Below are 21,525 nucleotides of genomic sequence, written 5' to 3' on the forward strand. Positions count from 1 at the left end.
TCGCAGTACCTGACCGAATTACAAGGATGATCAGTAATGACCATTAAAGACCTCTTCTTCAAACCGCTGGACCGTTCCATCAATGGTGTGGTCAAAGCAGACCAGTCGGATGACGCCACCGTCTGGCAGGAATTGGAAGAGTATGTTGTCACCAACGAGCTGGAAAAACATTTCCGGGATTTCTTTGAGAGCTATAGCACCGATCTTAAAGACCCGTCCATCCCCAACCGGGTGGGTATCTGGATTTCCGGCTTCTTTGGTTCAGGTAAATCGCACTTCCTGAAGGCTCTGTCCTACCTGATGGAGAACAAAGAAGCCCACGATGGGCAGGGCAATACCAGGCAGGCCGTTGAATTCTTTGATGAGCACAAACTGCGCGACGCCATGATCCGCGCCGACGTTCAGAAAGCCGCGTCTACCCCGGCCGACGTCATCCTCTTTAACATCGACTCCAAAGCCAGTTCCAACGATTCCGGTAACCCGATCCTCAATGTATTCCTGCGGGTGTTCAACGAACATCAGGGCTTTAGTGGCGACCACCCCCACATTGCCCACATGGAACGTCATCTGGAACAGAAAGGGGGGTATCAGGCCTTCAAGGATGCCTTCCGAGAGGCGACGGGGTCAGAGTGGGAACAGGAACGCGACGGTTACCAGTTCTATCAGGACGACATCGAGGGGGCCATCGCCAAGGCCCTGAACCTGTCTGCCGAAGCCGCCCATAAGTGGTTTGAAGAATCGGAAGAGACCTTCTCCGTTTCCGTGGAAAACTTCTGCCGCTGGGTTAAGGAATACCTGGACTCCCAGGGCCCTGAAAACCGCATGATCTTCATGGTGGATGAAGTAGGGCAGTTCATTGGCTCGGACACCAAGCTAATGCTCACGCTGCAAACCATCACCGAGAACCTGGGTACTATCTGCAACGGCCGGGCATGGATTGTGGTCACCTCTCAGGCGGATATGGAAGCCATACTGGGAGACCTCACTTCATCCAAAGCCAACGATTTCTCCAAGATCGCCGGTCGGTTCAAGACACGCCTGTCCCTGTCGAGCTCGAACACCGACGAAGTCATCCAGAAACGTCTGCTACGCAAAACACCTGAAGCAGAAGCCGAGCTGCGGGCCGCCTGGGACAAAAGCGGCGACATCCTCCGTAACCAGATTACCTTTGATCGCTCCGGCCCCACACTGAAGAATTTCCATGGCGCGGACAGCTTCGTCGCGAACTACCCCTTTGCCCCGTACCATTTTCAACTGGTGCAAAAGGTCTTTGAGGAAATCCGTAAAGTTGGTGCCACCGGTGCCCACCTGGCCTACGGTGAGCGGTCCATGCTCGACGCCTTTCAGATGGCAGCCATGAGCGTGGCTGGCAAAGACATTGGTGCATTGGTGCCCATGCATGCTTTCTACCGCTCCGTGGAAGGGTTTCTGGATACGGCGGTGAAACGCACAATCGACCAGGCCAGTGAAAACGCCAGCCTGGATGACTTTGACGTTCAGATCCTGCGCACGTTGTTCATGATCCGCTATGTGGACCTGATTAAAGGCACTCTGGACAACCTCGTTACCCTGTCCATCGAGAAGATTGATGAAGACAAGCTGGCTCTGCGCAAACGCATCGAAGAAACTCTGCATCGTCTGGAAAAAGAAAGCCTGATCACCCGCAATGGCGATGAGTTTCTGTTCCTGACCAACGAAGAGCGGGACATCACCCGCAAGATCAAAGCCACCGACATCGCCAGCACCGATGAAAACAAGGAACTGGCCAGCCTTATCTTCAAAGATCTGCTGAAAGACAAAAACAAGTACCGCTACCACATCAACAAAACCGACTACAGCATTGGCCGTTACCTGGATGGCCACACCCTGGATGGCCGTTACGAATCCGATCTGCGTGTGGAAGTGGTATCGCCGCTGGACCTGGACTACAGCCAGCTCACCGAAGCCGGTTGCATCAACAAATCCAGCGAAGGCGTTGCCGGGCAGGCTGTGATCAAACTGCCTGACGACAAGACCTTCTTCCAGGAACTGCGCACCTGGCTCAAAACCAACAAGTTCATCCGCCTGAACGATGATGGCACCAACTCAGACCTCACCCGTATCCTTGCCGACCGTGGCCGGGAGAACCAGGAACGGCGCAAACGCCTGCGCCACACCCTGGAAGACATGCTTTTACGGGCAGAATGCTATGCCCTGGGCCAGCACCTGAAGCTGTCTACCTCCAGCCTTGCCGTGCGCTTTGATGAGGCCTGTGAATACCTGCTGGAGAACACCTACACCAAACTCGGCTTCCTGAAGGTGCTCCAGCAAGATCCGATGCGGGAGCTCAGTGCCGTACTTACCGCAGACGACATTGGCCAGATGGGCATGGCGCTGGACGGGGAAGAGGGCAACCCCCAGGCCGTCAAAGAGGTAGAGCAATACATCACCCTCCGCGCCGGCAGCAATGACCGACTGCTGGTGAGCGACATCATTGATCGCTTTGCCGCGCGACCCTATGGTTGGCCGGATGGTGAAATTCTGCTGATCCTGGGCCGTCTGGCCGCTTCCGGACGCATCTCATTTCATACCGGCGGCCCGTCCATGCCACTCAATGAGGTGTTCGACTATCTCAACAACAGTCGGCGCCGCCGGGAAATCTCCGTCCAGAAGAAGCGCCAGACAGACGATGCCATCCTGAAGAAAGCCCGTGACCTGTCCCGGGACCTGTTCAACGCCCTGGGGCCGGACACCGAGAAAGAGCTGTTCGAGTTTTACCTGATCCATTTGAACGACTGGCTGACCAATCTGAAAAGCTACAAGAGCAAGACCGATGTAGGTCGATTCCCCGGCAAGCCAGTCATCGAAAATTCCATCCTCACCATTGAACGCCTATTGGCCAACCGGGAAAGCTACGATTTCTTCAAGGCGGTGATCGAGAGAAAAGACGATTTGCTCGACTTGGAAGAGGACTATCGGGACGTCCACGAGTTCTTCACCAAGCAGATTCATAGCTGGCAGCAGCTGCAAACAGGCCTCGCCCATTTCGAGAAGAACCGGCAAGCACTGGAGAAGGACGACGCGGCCCGCAAGGCGCTTGCTGAGATGAAGCGCATTGCAGAGGCCGATGCCCCCTATGGGCAGCTGCACAAAGTGGCCAACTTGGTAGAAATGGTAGAAACCGTTAATAACAGGGTTCTCGACGAGAAGCGCAACCACGCCAGCGATCGCGTAGATGAAAAAATCGCCCAGCTACAGGCAGAAATCGCCAAGAGTGGCATCGCCACAGCGGACTTGAGTAACCGCCTGTTGCGGCCTTTGCAGCTGATCAAAGAAGAACTGGCCGTCGAAACCGGCATTGCCCAGATCTTCATGCTGCAAACCCAGACCGCCCAGGAAAAACTAGAAGACAGCCTGTTCGAGTTGGAGCGGGCTATACAATTGGAAGCAGAGAAGCAGGCCAAGGCCCAGAGAGACGCTCAGGAGGACGCCGGCGACTATGCCAGCAAGCCGACTGCCGCGCCCTCTGCTGATTCCGCGGACAAACCCGCGCCGGTGCCCATGCCCAAACCCGTGGTTGAGGTAAGTGCCACCAAAGTGTTCAACACACTGGCCAGCGGTATCTACCTGGAAAGGCAGGAAGACGTAGACAACTTCGTCAACGCCTTGAAAGACGAACTACAAACCGCCATTGCGGCGGGCAAGCGGGTACGGTTGAAATGAGCGCCCGTCCTTGTCTGTAAAAAATATTGGTGAGATCATCAAAAGTGTAAATAAAGTGAGATTGGTGTAAATAAAGTTCTGGCGGGCGGAAGAAAGGGAAATCATGCAGTACGCAGGTTACGCACATCTTATTAATCAGGACAGTATCTCGGCCATAGCGCCGGCGATATCTGCGGAAGTGCGCTCGGTCACCCGCAAGGAAACCATTGGCCAGACCATTGCCGTGCCCGCAAAGCTGGCCCCGGCCCCGGACGATCGCCTGGGGCACGTTCTGTTTGCCATCAAACACGAAGGCATCAACTTGCAGGTATTGGCCCAGGCGCTACCGGCTATCCCAGAACCTGAGATCCGGCAGGCCTTTGATGCCGCCCCAAATAGCCAATACCTGCGCAAGGCCTGCTTCCTGTGGGAGCACTTTACCGGTGAGACGATTCGACGCGCCACGGAGAGCATCCAGCAGGCTTACGTGCCGTTGTTTAACCCTAAAGCCTACATTACCGGCCGGGGACAGAAGAATCCCCGTTGGCGAGTGATATTCAATGGCCTGGGCACACTGGATTACTGCATCACAGTGCGGCGAACCAGAGAACTTCAGGCGTTGCTTGATGAACACTTGCTGCAAAAAGCCACCGAGTTCACCGAGTCACTGCCGAAAGACATTCTCAACCGCACCCTGGCCTGGGCTTACCTGCACGAAACCCGGGATTCCTACGCCATTGAAAACGAGGCACCATCGGAAGACAAGGCGACCCGCTTCGTGAACCTGCTAAAACAGGCCCACAGCCCCCGTAAACTGGATGAAGACTACCTGGTAGACCTGCAAAATGCCGTTATCAGCAATGTGTTCTCCCAGGCTGTGTCTTTCCGAACGGAACAGAACTATCTCAGTAACGGATTGCGTGGTGCGTTGGGGGTTACCTATGTGCCGCCAGCTCCGGAACTTTCACGCTCCTTGATGGAACAGCTAATGGCATTGGCAAACCAGCCACCGGAAGCGGTGGACCCACTGGTACTGGCAAGCATCGTATCGTTCGGCTTTGTGTTCGTGCATCCCTTTATGGATGGCAACGGTCGCCTGTCCCGGTTTTTGTTTCATCAGGTACTGTGCCAGCGAGGGGCCCTTCAAAACGGCCTCGTGCTGCCGGTATCCATCGTGCTACGCCAGAATGAATCCGAATATCTGAGTGTGCTACAGGCGTTTTCGGAGCAGGCGAGGCAGTACTGGGACGTTACTTACATCGACGAAAACCAGTTCCAGTTCGAATTTAAGGGCCATGAAGCCCTCTACCGATACTGGGATGGTACCCGCTGCGCCGAATTCATGGCCCGGGCAACCAAACAGGCCATAGAACACCACCTGAAGGAGGAAACCGTCTTCCTCACTCGGTACGACGAAATCTACCGCCGCATAGACCAGGCCTTTGATATACCCAACACCGATCTCTCCAGACTGGTGTTGTTCTGCCTGGACCAAAACGGCCGCATCTCCAAACATCGCCGCAAGCAATATCAGTACAGGGTTCCGGAAGAGATCTTTGACGCGCTAGAACAGGCATATCAAAGCGTGGTAACCGAATCATGAAGAACTCACGGCACCCATCAACCTGCGCAGTACACCAGGGATTGCAACAATGAACACCGCCAACATCAAAAAATACGCCCCCAAAGCCCGCAACAACTTTATCGCGGCGGTCACAAAACAGACTGCCCGCTACGGCATCACCGCCAAAGGCACCGAGCCCATGGAGCAGCGGGGGGATATTGCCCTGATTGGCGAAAACGCCTTCCCCAAAGCCATCGCCCCGGCCCGCAAGGCACTGGAACGCATGGTTGAGCAAATGGGCTTTGCCCAGGCCATGGAGCAAGCCGCCTACAGCTGGTTTAATCGCCTGTGCGCCATCCGCTACATGGAAATCCATGACTTTCTGGACCACGGTCGCCGCGTGCTCAGCACCGCCAACGGTGACCCCGGTACCCCGCAGCTCCTCGACGACTGCCTGGACATCAGCCTGCCAGGGCTGGACCCACAACAAGTCGCGGAACTGAAGCTGGACGGCAATAAAGACGAAGAACTGTACCGCGAACTCCTGCTGGCCCAATGCCACGCTCTGCACGAAGCCATGCCATTCCTGTTTGAAGCGGTAGACGATGCCACCGAACTGCTGTTGCCAGATAACCTCACCAAAACCGACTCCCTCATCCGGGAGCTGGTCAGCGCCATTCCGGAAGACGACTGGCAGGATGTGGAAATCATCGGCTGGCTCTACCAGTTCTACATCTCGGAGAAAAAAGACCAAGTGATCGGTAAGGTGGTCAAAAGCGAAGACATCCCCGCCGCCACCCAACTGTTCACCCCCAACTGGATAGTGCAGTACCTGGTACAAAACTCCATAGGCCGCCAGTGGCTGCAAACATACCCGGACAGCCCCCTGCGAGAGCAGATGTCGTACTTTATCTCGCCCGGCGAGCAGCCCCCTGAAGTACAGGCCCAGCTTGCGGAAACCGTGCCCGATGCCATAAACCCGGAGAGCATCAAAGTTCTCGACCCCGCCTGTGGCTCTGGCCACATATTGGTGGAAGCCTACAAAATCCTGAAAGCGATCTACGAAGAACGTGGCTATCGCAGCCGGGACATCCCGCAGCAAATCCTGAAACACAACCTGTTCGGCCTGGACATCGACGACCGGGCAGGGCAGTTGGCCGGCTTCGCCCTGATGATGCTGGCAAGGGAAGACGACCGCCGCCTGTTCAGCCGGGTAGCGGAAGGCGACGTCACCCTCAACGTGCTCTCCCTCAAGGAAACGGGCCATCTTAACCTGCCTCAACTTTGGCAGGATCTGAACTTGGGTGGCGACTGGCAGCAAGGTAGGTCCCAGAGCCTGTTTGAAAGTGATCAGGCTGACTTGAGCAGAGCGAGTGCTGATGAACGCTACCAACTGCTGCAACGAACGCTAGAGCGGTTTGAAGAAGCCAAAACCTTTGGTTCGCTGATCGAAGTGCCCCAGGAAGATGAAGCTTCATTGAAAGCGTTACTCGAAGAGTTGGAGAAGTTGGCTCACACGGGTGACGTGATGCAGAAACCAGCAGCGGAAATGTTGCTGCCATATGTTCAGCAGGCTTGGGTGCTGGCCCAGCGGTATGATGCGGTTATTGCGAACCCACCCTACATGGGCAGCAAAGGCATGAATGCGCCGCTGAAAAAGTTCGCAAAAGATGCCTACCCGAACAGCAAGTCAGATCTCTTCGCGATCTTTATGGAGCGAGCATTTTCACTGCTCAGGCCCAACGGATACAACGCGCAGATCAATATGCAGTCCTGGATGTTCCTGTCCAGCTACGAGAAGCTCCGGGAATGGCTACTTCACAACGCCACCATCATCACCATGGCGCACATGGGGAGCCGCGCATTCGACAGCATCAGCGGTGAAGTGGTCTCCACAACGGCATTCGTGATTGAAAACGCAGACTTTCCTGATTACTTGGGCGCATACATTCGCTTGGTGGACGCGAAATCTGAGGCTGAAAAAAGAAGGCTGTTACTGGAGGCAATTCAGTGACGGTCAAATTAAAAGATCTTGGTATCGCCTTCCGCAAAGCCAAAGTAGACCTCTACTACTCCACCAACCTCTCATTGTTCGCAATAGCCGACTATGAGGGGAATCTTCAGCGCTTGCTAAGGAAGATTAACGGCAGGTCTACAGTCTGGGTTAAAGACTCTGACTTTCTCGATACCTGGACACTCGCGTCAAAAACTATCAAATGTCCAAAAGTACAAGGTGCCGGCCTGATTCATGCTGCGCCACAAGATGAGAGGATCGGGGGCTACAGTGCTGATGGGCAGCGGATGCAGGCAAGAGGCGACAACCACCAAAACTGCACCACGGACGAAATCGACATTCTGGTTCTGCGCCAATTTCAGTCTTACCACCGGTCGCTAACTGAAGGCTTCAAGCCGATGTCGGGTGGCGTTGCAGCGAGCGTGTCGAAAGACCGGAAAGTATTACCCAAAAGGGGAGCGTAATGAGCCAGCAAGAAACAAAGGACATGTCGAAGCATTTTTACCGAGCCTCTGCCGCGGATTTTAAGAAAGTTCCGGGAAAACCGATTGCCTATTGGCTCACGGAAAATGCGCTAAGTGTTTTCGAGCGTAGGAAGGGGTTAGTTGGAGATCTCGCAAAAGCTGAAGGAAAAAACGTAACTACTAACAATGATCGGTTCATCAGATTTTTTTGGGAAGTCAGCAAGCAAGAAATAGGGGCGTTTGATAAGCATTGGTTACCTTGTGCGATGGGGGGCGGTTATCGTAAGTGGTATGGGAATGTGATGCATGTTATTGATTGGTCAGATCATGCCAGGTTGCATTACAAATCTGCTCCTGCTGGAAGGATAATTCGTAAAGAGTTCTGGGGGTTGCCCGGAATTACTTGGGGGAAAATTGGTTCAAGGCACGCGAGCTTCCGGATCCTAGCCTCCGATGAAATGTACCAAGAAACAGCCGTTTTACAAGAATCAGAAGATGATGCAGTTTTTTTGCTTTCGCTACTAAATTCCAAAGTCTCAAATTACTTTCTTCAGTTCTTTAGTCCGACAGTCAACTTCCAGCTAGAGGATATTTCGGCTATACCAATGTTAGATATGACCGGAATGAATGAACAGCTTCTAGAGAGAACCCAACGTAGCATTCAAATCGCAAAAAAAGATTGGGATTCAGCGGAATTCTCACTCCAATTCTCAGGGCTCGAATTAGTAAACACCCGAGATCATAGTCAATTGTTGCAGTCAGCCTTTGACAGTATGCGATTGAGGCAGAGGGATCTGGTTAGTGAGATGCGCAGTCTAGAAGAAGAGAACAACCAAATGTTCATAAGCACTTACGGCTTGGAGGGGGAACTCTCTGCCGAACTGCGAACTGATGAGATTACTCTGATCTGCAATCCTTTCAACCGATACGGTGGAGACCGTCTCGAAACAGAACTTGAAAGTATGTTTCGGTGCGACACCCTCCGGGAGCTGGTGTCCTACGCCATCGGTTGTATGATGGGCCGCTACTCGCTGGACCAGTCCGGCTTGATCCTCGCTAGCAAAGGCGAAACCATTCAGGACTACCTGGGGCAAATTCCTTCGCCATGTTTTGCACCGGACGATGATGCCATCCTACCGCTCACCGACCTGGAATGGTTCGCTGATGACGCCACCAACCGCTTTCGCGAATTTGTCCGCGTGGTCTGGGGCGATGAGCATCTACAGGAAAATCTGGATTTTGTAGCAGAAAGCCTCTGCCTGCATGCCATAAAATCGAAGCGAGACGAGTCCGCACTCGACACCATCCGTCGCTACCTGAGTACCCAGTTCTATAAGGATCACCTGCGCACCTATAAAAAGCGCCCGATCTATTGGCTGTTCAGCTCCGGCAAACACAAAGCCTTTGAGTGCCTCGTGTACCTGCACCGCTACAACGAAGGTACGTTGGCACGGATGCGTACTGAATACGTCATCCCCCTCAGCGCCAAGCTCAACGCCTACACTGAAAAGCTGGAGCAAGACAAAGAAACCAGCACCTCTGCTGCCGAAACCAAGCGCCTGGAAAAAGAAATCGCCACGCTGCATAAACAACAGTCCGAACTCGCCGAATTCGACGAAAAACTCCGCCACTACGCCGACCAGCGCATCAGCCTGGATCTGGATGATGGGGTGAAGGTGAATTATGGGAAGTTCGGGGATTTGTTAGCTGAGGTGAAAGCTGTCACAGGGGGCAAGCCGTAGTGAGCACTGTCGCAGAAGCCACAAGTCCTCATGTCCTGAGGTCCAGGGAGCGAAGTGTCGGGGCCATGGTGAGAATTTGCAAAGAGATGGTTACTTTTCGGGACACATGGAGACCAGAGGTTGGGTAGCATTATTCCAAATTCAGTAATAGGCGCTGTTTCTTCGGTAATCGCAGCTCATTACTACAGTCATTCCAAGCTGGAAACGCTCTTCATGGAAAGCGGTGCTCCCGGTGATGCTCCAGAAGGAAACTGTGAGAAAAAATGCAGTGATTGGTTGAAGCGATGCAATGAAGATCCTGGCATTGATGCTCTTGAGGTCTTGGGAAGAGTTATTCAAAGCTACATGGACCAAGCCCCACCGATTTCGTTTTTTGATGATTCGCCGTCAAGTATTGAGGAGGGCCAGGGGAGGATTAAAGCGGCTCTGGCCCAAAACCAGCTTTCGTACCGACAGAATGGCTATGTTACTCAAGCAGGGTCGACACCAATTTCCAAAACATTAGAGGAATACCTAAAATCGGGCAATTTTTCATCTATTGAAAAAGAGTTTGAGAGAGCGGTAGAGCATATTCAAACTGACCCACACGCAGCAGTCACTGCTGCCTGCTCGATTATCGAATCGGCACTGAAGTTCTATATAGAGCATTTCAATCTAGTCGCACCAAATAAATTGAACGTTATGCCGCTGTGGGCAGCGGTGCAACCACACCTGCGTTTGAACTCTGATGCCACCTTGGCCGCAGATCAGCACAAAGTGCTAAAAGGTATATCATCAATCATTGATGGCGTTGGGTCATTCAGGTCACACATTGGATCTGCTCATGGTCGTGGTTCTAGCCCGCCGGGTATTGTTGTTGCCGAGGCCCGACTAGTTGTTAATGTGGCACATACCTTGGTGGTCTTCATTATGGAGGTGCTACATGCCAAAAAAGACTAAAAGTCGCAGGCAGACCGCCGTTCATTTCATTGCGCTTTCAGCTCCACTCCAAGGGCGTACATCCTGCTGGCGCCAGAGGTAAAGATGATCGATAAACCAATTGCATTCGAACTTGTTGTCCGCCGCTTCCTTGGCAGGTCGAAGGCTTCTCATATCGCGAACCAGGAGCAGAATGAAAGGATCCGTAAAACCTGGCTCAAAAGGGTCGCAGTAAAGATCACCCGTGAAATTGATGATGTTGAGACGTTTGAGGAACATCGTGTCCAGTTACATCATTTTGCAGGTGAGTTTGACCAAGCACTTTCAGGTAAAAAGACGGACCCTTGGTATGCGGTTTACTCCTTATTGGGCCTTTCAGCAGCCTTGCTTGGCCGGGTCTCAGCAAGTGGTGCAAGATTGTGCTTGCCGAGCTACACCTTGAGTATGGATGAATATTACACGAGGTTGATTCGGCAGGGTGGTGATCCGCTGCAGGCTCACACGGATAGGCACAACATCATCGACACCCGTAGGGAAGTAGTCGAGTTTTTAAAAGGAAAGGGCCTCAACGACAACCAGGTTGGCCTTGTATTGAATATCTCGGCCCACCAAATTCGCAAGCTTAAGCTTTGATCTCAAAAAAATATTCGAGCGCTCCAGACTCTAGAGAGGTATTCAACATGGCAAGATGCACAGCTCCAGTAAATGGCCACCGTACAGCGAGCGCAGCAGCTGCTTGCCCTGCTTGTAGTAGCCGCAGTGGGTACCGCTCGTATTCGTCCTATTCGTCCTACCCGTACTCGTCATTTGGGGGTAGTAGCCCTAACAGTAGCGGAGGCAGTCGAAGAAGTAGTGGCGGCGGGTCAGGCCGAACCACGAAACCCCGCTGGTCCCGGGCAAGTTCACCCGTCATGTACACACCTTCGGAGGTAAGGACACTTACACCCATACGTGAAAGCGTTGAAGAGCGGGCATCAGTTCCTGACCTGCGGGACACTTTTCTTTGCCATGCTTGGGATGATCGCAAAGGAGCTGCAAAAGAGCTTCACGATCTGCTTGTATCGAAAGATGTCTCTGTTTGGTTCAGTGAAAAAGACGTGCTTCTTGGTTCGTCGCTACTGCGCGAAATCGATAAGGGTTTAGCAAGGTCGCGGGTCGGGATTGTATTGGTAACCCCCGCTTTCCTGAGACGAGTCAATGCAGAAGGTATCGCTGATAAAGAGCTTTCAGCACTCTTGGCGCGTGATCTGCTCGTTCCCATCGTACACAACACTACATATGAGGCCCTTCGTGAAGTAAGCCCCTTGCTCGGGTCACGCAGCGGCCTGAGCACTGCTGAGGAACCAATGACTGAAATCGTGGCCAAGTTAGCTGAACTGGTTACCTTGGAAGACTAGGAACGTGCTCAATAATTCTCAGTTACCAAGAGCAGCAGTTGTTTGATTTTTCTTCGGTTCTGATGGCCAAAAATGCTAAAAGCGACGCTTTCTGTCGCTTTGTTGTGAGACTGTCAAGGTGAAATGAACCGAAGGAGTCATATTTATGATTACAGTAACCGTTGCAGGAATGGAGCAGTCTCTGGAAGGACTTTCTGAAAGCTGGCTTCACGAGCAGATAAGACGACGTCAGAAAGCCGGCGAGCTGGTATGTGTGCGGGTGGTAGTGAATACGTCTGACATCAATGTTGGTGTTTCATCGGGAGCCTGCCCCGTGGGGCCTGGCGGCTCTAGACGGCCCAGCTCAAAAGAGCAACAGGTTTTAGATCTCTGGTCGCATTTTGGTTTGGGGCATGGGGATCTCAACAGCGGTAAGCTGGTTGCGTTTCTTCAGCGATTGCGATCATTGGTTTAGGTTCTGAAAAGTTAAGGATGATGTATGGCGAAGCTGGTTTTCTCTTATTCCCATGTGGATGAGGCTCTGAGGGATGAGCTGGAAAAGCATTTGATGCCGCTCAAAAGACGAGGGCTCATTTCCACTTGGCATGACCGGCGCATAACAGCCGGTACTGAACTGCATGGGGAAATAGGCCAGCACTTTGAAGATGCAGACATCATCCTTTTGCTGATTAGCCCCGACTTCATCAATTCAGATTATTGCTACGACGTTGAAGTGAAGCACGCCCTCAAGCGGCACAATAAAGGTGAGGCGCGTGTCGTTCCGGTGATTCTGAAAACCTGTGACTGGCATGATCTGCCATTCGGAAAGCTGATGGCCACCCCAGAGGATGGTTATCCGATCTCGAAATTCACTCACGTCGAAGATGGTTTCTACCAAGTCGCTCAGGCCATCAAATCTGTTTTGAAGGAATTGGGTGCCACGGCCCAGAACTCTCCTACTGACAATACCCGCCCGGCTACATCGCCATCATTCGTAAAGCCGGTCGATTCTGGTCCTCGCAGCAGCAATTTGGGCATTCGAAAGGAATTCAGTGACAGGGATAAAGACCTTGCTCGTCGGGAGGGAATTCAGTTCCTGTCTCGTTTCTTTGAAAATTCCTTAAAGGAGATCTGCGCTCGGAATCCCGAGTTGGAGCAAGATTTTCACCAGAAGGATGCTGACAGCTTCGAGGCTTCTCTTTACCAAAATGGGCAAAGAGTTTGTCACTGTGGCATATGGAAAACTGGCGGAGGTATGGCGCTGGGAGATATTTGTTACAGCCAATCCGGGGTCTCGACCAATAGCTGTAATGATGCCGTTACGTTAGAAGACGATGGAACTATGCTTGGGTTCCGTTCGATGATGGGCGGAATGTCCGGGTACGGTCGTGACAGTTTGCTCACGTGCGAGGGTGTCGCCGAGTACTTTTGGGACAGCTTTATTCGACCCCTCAAATGAGCATTGCCTGCGCTGCTCAGGCATTTACTAAAAACCAAAAACGATAATCAGGAAAACACATGGAAGAGCCAACCTCAGCCGTCGATGCTGTCATCGCCATCGTCACCCTTCTTATTTTCTTTACTCCGGTCGTGATCGCGTGGCTTTCCAGGCGAAGCCGAAATGCTATGAAGAAAAAGCTGGCGGAGGCGATGCTGGCTTTGAAGCAGGCTGAAGAGAAGAAAAGGGAAGCGGAAAAATACAGCGCCGACCTGGATGCCAGATACAAGCCCATTACCGATATGGAACAACACGCGCGGCTGTTACTGGGTAAGGCGGAGATGCAGGCACAGGCGGTCAGGAATGATGCGGAACGTGTGTATTCCGAAGCTGAGAAAAGACTGAGCGAGGCCACGGAAGAGGCCGGTCAAATCAGTACGGAAGCAAAGGCAGCGCTCAGAGAGGCAAGGCTGAAGGCCGATCAGATTGAGGCTGACGGTCGGGCAGAGGCTGAGAGGGTACTCGATTTCGCCAAACGACAGGCGGAAGAAGTAGCTGGTGACGCGCTCGCGGCCAAGGGGAAGGCTGACCTGTACGAGGCCACTGTGGTTGCCATGCGCAACACCATCCAAGGCTACAAAGATGACTATATCATCCCTAATCATGCGGTTCTGGATGAGCTGGCGGAGGAATACAGCCACAAGGAAGCCGGCGAGCAATTGAAGCGAGCAAGAAAGCGCGTTCGGGACATGGTCAAAAATGGCAATGCGGGGGCCTGCGATTATGCGGAGGCAAACCGACGAGCTTTTGCAATACATTTCGCCGTGGATGCCTTCAACGGCAAAGTCGATTCGGCGTTGGCCAAGGTCAAGCACGACAACTACGGCAAGATCAAACAGGAAATTCTCGATGCCTTCGCCCTGGTGAATCACAACGGTATGCCATTTCGTAATGCTCGCATTAACCAGGAATACCTGGAGGCTCGCTTGGAGGAGCTTAAGTGGGCGGTTGCCACTCACGAGCTGAGGCAGATCGAACGGGAGGAGCAGCGGGCCATTCGGGAGCAAATGCGTGAGGAAGAAAAAGCTCGCCGCGAAATAGAGAAGGCCATTAAAGAGGCCGAAAAAGAAGAACGAATGCTACAAAAGGCCATGGAAACTGCTCGTAAGGAGCTGGCTTCTGCTCACGGTGAGCAGCGTGCAGAGTACGAAGCCCAGCTCGCTGAGCTGGAATCCAAATTGGCAGAGGCAGAGAGCCGGGGGCAGCGGGCGATTTCGATGGCGCAACAGACCAGGCGAGGCCATGTTTATGTCATTAGTAACATTGGCAGCTTTGGTGAGAATGTATTCAAGATAGGTATGACGCGCCGGCTGGAGCCTGCAGATCGGGTGAAAGAACTGGGTGATGCGTCCGTTCCCTTCGACTTTGATGTTCATGCCATGATCTACAGTGACGATGCGCCAGCGCTGGAAAAGGCTCTGCATCGGCGGTTTGATGAGGCATCAGTGAACAAGGTTAATCCCCGCAAGGAGTTCTTTAATCTGAACGTTGCAGAGATTCGCCAGGCGGTGGAGCAGCAGGGCATGAACGAAATACACTGGACCATGAAAGCGGAAGCGGCGGAGTATCGGGAGTCGCTGAGTATTTCCAGAAAGCAGGCTATGGAAGCGCCGGTTACTGCATAAATCGCGGGACTTTGATCCTCTATCACAACGTTTTATGCTGTAGGTGGAAGACTCTTCGTCTTCGGGCTTGGTCTTTTGAAGGGTGTGGTAGAATTGCTCAAAGCTTGTACGACTAGAGGCAGCCATTATGGAAATACAATCACTCACCGTATCTGAGCGCATCATTCTTGCAGAGGCGCTATGGGACAGCGTGGTCGCCGAAGGCTCCGAAGTTGAGCTTACTGATGCCCAGAAATTGGAACTCGACCAGCGATTGCAGGCGTTCGAGCTAGACCAGGATCGAGGCAGTACGTGGGCTGACGTTAAGGCTCGGATATTGTCAAAGTAATGGGATATACGCTCACACTTCGAAAGGACGCGGAGCTGGATGTCGGGGTGCATTTCGATTTCTATGAAGAGAAAAGGGAGGGCCTTGGCCATGATTTTCTCTTGTGTCTCGAAGAGGCTTTGGACAAGGTCCAGAGAAATCCTCTTGTTTACCGTAAAATTCATAGGGAGTTGAGGCGAATCCCAATCCGCCGATTCCCTTACCGCATTTTTTATCTGGTGCAAGGCCAGGAAGTTATTGTTACCGCCATTTTCCATGCTCGGAAAGATCCCGCATCCTGGTCCGGTCGGGCATAAGCAACTCAACCTGTAATCCCTGTGGTACATTACTAAACTATCGAATAAACAGATGGTTGGATAAGGCGCAGTACATGGATTCGAAACAGCTCAGCCAGGGCCTTCATCAGGCTTTTTTCTCCGAAAACCACCGCCTGGTGTTCTGGTACGACCCCGAGCAGAGTTTTGCTGATGAGCTGGCCAATCTCGACTTGCAGGGCGTCCAGGTCATGGATATGTCGGGTGAGTCATCTCTGGCAGTTAAGCTGAAGCTGGAGCTGGAAGACCAGAACGGCAAGTACCTGCTGTACTTCCCCTACGCCGAGCCAGAGCCCGAAGACGACTGGCTTATGGACATGAAGCTGTATTCTCGTGCCTTCCATGCAGACCGCATTTCGATCATCTTCAATGAGCTGGGCTTGCGGCAGCAGAGTCTTAGGGCGCACCTTGCCCGGCGTGAGAAGTTTCTGAGCAAAGCCCGGTTGGCCGCTCTCAAGCGCTTTATCCAGCCGGATTTTGATGAAGTTGCGTTGGACCTGGCCATGATTGCCGTGGTTACCCGGGCCGAATCGCCGGATATCGCTAATATCCTGTTTACGCTGGGCGATGAGCTGGTGAAGGCTGATGGCGGGCTGGAGCAGGTGCCGGAGTCCATCAATGAGTTAGAGAAGTATGGTCTGGTGCCACCACTGGTTCGGGCATTCCAGGAGGAGGTGGGTTATCCAGCCTCCGAAGAAGAGCTGCGCGGTGAGGCCTCATTTAGCTTCGGGCATTTTCTAATTCGCCTGCTGGCCACGGGTTTTTGCGAAAGCATTTCAGAAGTCCCGGACTGGGCCCGCTCGGTGGCCATTTCATCGGCCAATGCCAGAGCCACCTCGCGGGCGCTTTTGTCCCGTTGGCGCGACAGCTCTCGCTATTACCCGGCTTATGATGTGATCGCCGACTGGGTTTCCACGGCCCTCAATATCAAGTCCCGCATTGAGGACTACTCGCTTGAGGTGCTGGCCAATGTCGCCACCTTCCGGGAAGCGGAGAACCGCATTATTGTCGATCTGGTGAAAGTCATTCCGGAAGCCCGGCTAGCGGATTTGAACCTGTTCGCCCGTGTAATTTCGGACCGGTTGGATGGTTACTGGGCGTCTCGGCACAAGGATGATGACGTTCGTCGGAAGTTTCGGACCATCTATTCGGCGCTTTCTGCGGCGATCGATCTGTTTGCACTGCGCCAGGCTCATCCGGAAGGTTTTCATTTCGCCAGTGCTGAGGCGCTGTATAAGGCCTACGAAACTGATCTGTACCGATTTGACACAGAGTACCGCCATTACTGCGCAGCCTCCCGTCAGGCTCACGTGGAGATTCTGAAGGCGCTGGATGATGCTGTAGAGCAGTGTTACGCCTACTGGTATCTGGACCAGCTCGCCCGCAACTGGGGTGACTTGGTGGAAGGCGAGGAGCTACTGGAGCATTGGGCCATTCGCGGTGTGCCCAATCAACACCATTTCTACGACACCCAGGTGAAGCCCAAGCTGGACTCGGCCCGCAACAAACGCCTGGTGGTGATCATCAGTGATGCCTTCCGCTATGAGGCGGCGGTGGAGCTGCAGGATCGTATCAATGTGAAGCGCTACAGCGAGGCAAAACTTTCCAGCCAGTTAGGGGTGTTGCCCAGTTATACCACGCTGGGTATGGCCTCTCTGTTGCCTCATCAAGCCCTGGAATACCGGGACGGCGTGAGTGATGACGTGTTTGTAGACGGAAAATCCACCAAGGGCAGCGAAAACCGCAATCGGGTTCTGGCCAGTTACAACGGGATGGCGGTGCAGGCAGAAACCGTAAAAGCCTGGAGCCGGGAAGAGGGGCGTGACGCCCTAAGAGATCAGAATCTGGTGTATGTCTACCACAACGTGGTGGATGCCAGGGGCGATAGCGCCTCCACAGAATCTGAAACCTTCAATGCGGTGGAACACGCCATCGAAGAGCTGACGGAACTGACCCGCAAGATCATGATGCACTTCAACACCAGCACGGTGTTGGTGACGGCAGACCATGGTTTCCTGTTCCAGCACAGCAAGCTGGAGGCCGCAGACAGAACCTCGCTTGCAGACAAGCCAAGCAATGCGCTCAAGAGTAAAAAGCGTTACGTTATAGGCCACGACTTGCCGGATGCCAAAGATGCCTGGTGTGGCTCTACCCGCCATACTGCTGGAACTGCGTCCGATACCCGCTTCTGGATTCCCAAAGGGGCCAACCGTTTCCACTTTGTGGGAGGCGCTCGGTTTGTCCACGGTGGCGCTATGCCGCAGGAAATCGTGGTGCCGGTGCTGACGGTGAAGCAGTTGCGCGGTGAGAAGGCTGAAAGCCGTTCCAAGCGTAAGGTGGAGGTCATCTCGCCCAAGCCGACTCTGAAGATGGTCAATAACATCCAGCGGTTTGACCTGATGCAGACGGAAGCCGTGAGCGATCAGGTGCTTCCCGTAACCATAGCGGTCGCGATCTACGAAGGGGCGGAGCAGGTGTCCAGCGAAGAGGTGGTGACCTTTGATAGCGCTTCAGATTCCATGACTGAGCGGGTTAAACAAGTGCGATTGTCGTTGTCCGGTAAGGACTTTGACCGCAAGCGGGATTACTTCCTGATACTCAAAGATAAAGACCTGAACACCGAGATTGAACGTTACCGGGTGGTGATTGACCTGGCGTTTACCGATGATTTTTTCTAAGGCAGGGGCCATGCAGTCAGATAAGGATCTGGATCAGTTACTTAATGAGCACTTTGCGGGCCGGGTGGTGCGTAAGGATCTGACCAAGCAGATCAAAGAGGGCGCGAACGTGCCTGTCTATGTGCTGGAGTACCTGCTGGGTATGTATTGCGCCTCCGATGACCCGGAAGTCATCGAGACGGGCCTGCGTAACGTTAAAACGGTGCTGTCTGAGAACTACGTGCGCCCGGATGAAGCCGAGAAGGTGAAATCGCTGGTTCGGGAGCGGGGCAGTTACAAGGTGATCGACCGGGTGACCGTTCGCCTGAACGAGAAGAAAGACTGCTATGAGGCGGCTTTTTCTAATCTGGGCATCAAGGATGCTGAGATCGGGGCGGGCATCGTCAAAGAAAACGAGAAGCTGTTGGTCGGCGGGATCTGGGTGATCGCGACTCTGAGTTATTACCATGAGGAAGGGCAGAAAGGCTCACCCTTTGGCGTAAGCACCCTTAAGCCGATTCAGATGCCCAACATGAATATGGCCGAGCTATTCGCCGGCCGGGCCGCGCTGACCGTTGACCAGTGGCGGGAGACGCTGATTCGCTCAATTGGTATGGAGCCCGCGTCGCTGGACGAGTCGGTACAGTGGCATCTGCTGGCGCGCATGATTCCGTTTGTCGAGAACAACTACAACGTATGTGAGCTGGGCCCGAGGGGCACGGGCAAGAGTCATATCTACAAAGAGTGCTCACCCAATAGCATTCTGGTATCGGGTGGTCAGACGACGGTGGCGAACCTCTTCTACAACATGAGCAGCCGCAAAATCGGCCTGGTGGGCATGTGGGACCTTGTGGCCTTTGATGAAGTGGCGGGCATCAACTTCAAGGAAAAGGATGGCGTCCAGATCATGAAGGACTACATGGCCTCCGGCTCCTTCGCCCGCGGCCGTGAGCAGATGGAAGCCAATGCCTCCATGGTGTTTGTGGGCAACATCAATCAGTCTGTAGAGTCGCTCGTCAAAACCAGCCATCTGTTGGCTCCCTTCCCGGAACAGATGATCGATTCTGCTTTTTTTGATCGCTTCCATGCGTACATTCCTGGCTGGGAAATCCCCAAGATGCGGCCTGAGTTCTTCACCAATCGATACGGTCTGATTGTGGACTACCTGGCTGAGTTCTACCGGGAAATGCGCAAACGCAGCTTTGCCGATGCATTGGATAAGTATTTCAAGCTGGGCAGTAACCTGAATCAGCGCGACGTGATTGCAGTGCGCAAGACGGTTTCCGGCCTGCTGAAACTGCTGTACCCCCATGGTGAGTTCGACAAAGAGGCCGTGCGCCAGTGCCTGGAGTATGCCCTGGAAGTGCGCCGCAGGGTGAAGGAGCAGCTGAAGAAAATCGGGGGCATGGAATTCTTCGATGTGCATTTCAGCTACATCGACAATGAGAACCTTGAGGAACATTTCGTCAGCGTAAAAGAGCAGGGTGGCGGCAAATTGATTCCCGAGGGGCAGGGTAAACCGGGTGTGGTTCATCTGATCGATGTTGGCAAGAAGGGCACGCCCAGCCTTTACCGGATCGAATTGCAGGTCACTAAGGGTACGGGCAAGCTGGCAACCTCCGGCCTCTGGACCCTCACCACCCTGAAAGAGCAGGTAAAAATGGCCTTCGATTATTTCAAGGCCAACATGAGCCGAATCTCCGGGGGCACCCGGGTGCTGGAGCATGACTTCCACCTGCACTTGGTAGATCTTCAAGGCGCAGGCCCGTTGCAGTCACTGGCCTTGCCCAGCGTGGTCGCCTTCGCCTCCGGCCTCATGGGCCGCCCGGTTCAGCCACAGCTGGTTGTGCTCGGCGAAATGAGCCTCGGCGGCAGTGTGAACCCGGTACAAAGTCTGGCCGACTGCTTACAGGTTGCCCTGGATGGCGGCGGCAAACGCGTCGCGCTGCCGATCACCAGTGCTGCGGATATCCCTACGGTGCCAGGGGAGCTGTTTACCCGGTTCCAGACGAGCTTTTATGCGGATCCGGTGGATGCGGTGTTTAAGGCGTTGGGGGTGGATTGATGTTCCTTGATCGCCGCGCTTTCAGTCTTTGCCTTCTATTTCTTACGGTGTTGCCGGTCGGGTTTGCTGAAGCCTCCAAGTTGAAAACGGAGATTAGTCCTGAGGTGCTCGATCTCAAAATAACGCTTGAAGTCCGCTCCATGGATGCGTTTGAGGAACTTTTAAAGGAAGGCGGCTTTGACCAGCAAGGTGTTGGGGTCGCGAAGTCTGATAGTGCGGAACAAACATGGCGTGATCCCCGCTTTAAAACCGTGTCGGTTTTGTTACCAAGAGGTTGTTCGTTTCTCGAGACCCTTACGGAGGAAGGAGGTGATCTGGCAGGTCTGGCCCAGGTTCCTGATCAGATAACTTTTAACGACGTATTTGCGGGGCTTTCCTATTGCGCACGCCACTCGCGGATCAAAAAAGGAAGTAGGGATTTTGAACGGGATTTCGTGTCACAAGAGACGTTCCAGAGCCTCCACTTGAGCATGCTGGGCCTTCAAGTCTCCAACAAGTCTGATCAGTGCAGATTGACGGGCGGTGTTTACAGCTACGATTCGGAAAGGGATGCATTAGACTGCCTTGAACGAGCGTCATGGTATTCGGTGGAAGTATACGATCACGTATATCGAGACATGAACCGAGATGGGAAGTTGGACCTTGTTCTCTTTGTGTCAGTAAATGGAGCCTGGTCAGGTCCACCCGACAGATTGGTTGCAGTGCTTACCAGAACCAGTAGTGGCGGCAGATGGCAGGTGATTAACGCAAAATTATCTGGGATTCAAAGAGACGATAGCGCTGAGTCAACTGAATTTCAGACAAAAGAGATCCATAAATTTGCTTTCCTAGAGGACTTTGAGACCGTTGAGGCGTTTCAGGAGTACATCGATGAGTACGTCCAATCTTGTATTGATAGCACTTCCATAAACACCAAGACGATCCCCTGCTTTGTCAGTTATGAGCTTTGGGACCGAGAATTAAACAAATACTACCAGCAGCTCCAAGATCAATTTACTCGGGATGAACGAGCTTTGCTTCTCGAGTCTCAGCGTTTGTGGATCAAGGACCGAGATCGCACCATGGAACTGAATAGCTCGCTGCTGGATTGGCGATATGAAGGCGTACGCGGGACCATGTTCAACGCCATGAGAGCCGGAGATGCAGATGAATCGCTCGCACCGATGGTGAGGCAGCGGGCGTTGTTGCTTAAACGCTGGGCCGAGCTGAGGAAAGCTGGACAGTTGCGCGATATTTGGTAATGAGTCCCTCAGAATTTGCGACGGTTTGACCCATAGGC

Annotated in this window: 16 protein-coding genes; all 16 read left to right on the forward strand. The window is 53.3% G+C overall.

The window, feature by feature from the left end; all coding sequences use genetic code 11:
- Window positions 1-36 precede the first annotated feature (36 nt).
- The 16 genes from brxC to ACNSOI_RS07110 all read left to right on the forward strand — a co-directional run bounded on the left by brxC (window position 37) and on the right by ACNSOI_RS07110 (window position 21,487).
- A complete protein-coding gene (gene brxC, locus ACNSOI_RS07035; protein ID WP_420195431.1) occupies window positions 37-3,702 on the forward strand; it encodes a BREX system P-loop protein BrxC in 3,666 nt (1,221 codons plus the stop codon).
- Window positions 3,703-3,805: 103 nt separating this feature from the next.
- A complete protein-coding gene (locus ACNSOI_RS07040; RefSeq protein WP_420195432.1) occupies window positions 3,806-5,284 on the forward strand; it encodes a Fic family protein in 1,479 nt (492 codons plus the stop codon).
- A gap of 49 nt (window positions 5,285-5,333) precedes the next feature.
- Window positions 5,334-7,259: a BREX-1 system adenine-specific DNA-methyltransferase PglX gene (pglX, locus tag ACNSOI_RS07045; protein WP_420195433.1), complete on the forward strand. Its 1,926-nt coding sequence runs from the start codon at window positions 5,334-5,336 to the stop codon at window positions 7,257-7,259.
- Window positions 7,256-7,723, forward strand: coding sequence for a hypothetical protein (locus tag ACNSOI_RS07050; protein WP_420195434.1), 468 nt, complete (start codon window positions 7,256-7,258; stop codon window positions 7,721-7,723). Before pglX (ACNSOI_RS07045) ends, ACNSOI_RS07050 begins: the two co-directional genes overlap by 4 nt.
- Complete coding sequence (pglX, locus tag ACNSOI_RS07055) at window positions 7,723-9,465, forward strand: BREX-1 system adenine-specific DNA-methyltransferase PglX (protein ID WP_420195435.1); 1,743 nt, start codon at window positions 7,723-7,725, stop codon at window positions 9,463-9,465. The genes ACNSOI_RS07050 and pglX (ACNSOI_RS07055) overlap by 1 nt, the downstream gene beginning before the upstream one ends.
- 120 nt (window positions 9,466-9,585) lie before the next feature.
- Window positions 9,586-10,404, forward strand: a complete 819-nt coding sequence (locus ACNSOI_RS07060; protein WP_420195436.1) for an abortive infection family protein — start codon at window positions 9,586-9,588, stop codon at window positions 10,402-10,404.
- An 84-nt stretch (window positions 10,405-10,488) separates the two neighbouring features.
- Window positions 10,489-11,016 (forward strand): hypothetical protein, encoded by a 528-nt coding sequence (locus ACNSOI_RS07065; protein ID WP_420195437.1) that lies wholly within the window; start codon window positions 10,489-10,491, stop codon window positions 11,014-11,016.
- 278 nt (window positions 11,017-11,294) lie between these two features.
- On the forward strand, window positions 11,295-11,780 hold the full coding sequence (locus ACNSOI_RS07070; protein WP_420195438.1) for a toll/interleukin-1 receptor domain-containing protein: 486 nt from the start codon (window positions 11,295-11,297) through the stop codon (window positions 11,778-11,780).
- Between the two features lie 145 nt (window positions 11,781-11,925).
- Window positions 11,926-12,234, forward strand: coding sequence for a hypothetical protein (locus ACNSOI_RS07075; RefSeq protein ID WP_420195439.1), 309 nt, complete (start codon window positions 11,926-11,928; stop codon window positions 12,232-12,234).
- A gap of 24 nt (window positions 12,235-12,258) precedes the next feature.
- Window positions 12,259-13,218, forward strand: a complete 960-nt coding sequence (locus ACNSOI_RS07080; RefSeq protein ID WP_420195440.1) for a toll/interleukin-1 receptor domain-containing protein — start codon at window positions 12,259-12,261, stop codon at window positions 13,216-13,218.
- Window positions 13,219-13,277: 59 nt separating this feature from the next.
- Window positions 13,278-14,882: a DUF4041 domain-containing protein gene (locus ACNSOI_RS07085; RefSeq protein WP_420195441.1), complete on the forward strand. Its 1,605-nt coding sequence runs from the start codon at window positions 13,278-13,280 to the stop codon at window positions 14,880-14,882.
- 127 nt (window positions 14,883-15,009) lie between these two features.
- Entirely contained in the window at window positions 15,010-15,210 is a 201-nt protein-coding gene (locus ACNSOI_RS07090; RefSeq protein WP_420195442.1) for an addiction module protein, read from the forward strand.
- Window positions 15,210-15,506, forward strand: coding sequence for a type II toxin-antitoxin system RelE/ParE family toxin (locus tag ACNSOI_RS07095; protein ID WP_420195443.1), 297 nt, complete (start codon window positions 15,210-15,212; stop codon window positions 15,504-15,506). Before ACNSOI_RS07090 ends, ACNSOI_RS07095 begins: the two co-directional genes overlap by 1 nt.
- 74 nt (window positions 15,507-15,580) lie before the next feature.
- Window positions 15,581-18,202, forward strand: a complete 2,622-nt coding sequence (gene pglZ / locus ACNSOI_RS07100; RefSeq protein ID WP_420195444.1) for a BREX-1 system phosphatase PglZ type A — start codon at window positions 15,581-15,583, stop codon at window positions 18,200-18,202.
- Complete coding sequence (brxL, locus tag ACNSOI_RS07105) at window positions 18,189-20,246, forward strand: protease Lon-related BREX system protein BrxL (RefSeq protein ID WP_420195445.1); 2,058 nt, start codon at window positions 18,189-18,191, stop codon at window positions 20,244-20,246. Before pglZ ends, brxL begins: the two co-directional genes overlap by 14 nt.
- On the forward strand, window positions 20,246-21,487 hold the full coding sequence (locus ACNSOI_RS07110; RefSeq protein WP_420195446.1) for a lysozyme inhibitor LprI family protein: 1,242 nt from the start codon (window positions 20,246-20,248) through the stop codon (window positions 21,485-21,487). The genes brxL and ACNSOI_RS07110 overlap by 1 nt, the downstream gene beginning before the upstream one ends.
- Window positions 21,488-21,525: the final 38 nt, after the last annotated feature.

The organism is Marinobacter sp. GH_1 (assembly GCF_048595985.1).
Lineage (GTDB): Bacteria > Pseudomonadota > Gammaproteobacteria > Pseudomonadales > Oleiphilaceae > Marinobacter > Marinobacter shengliensis.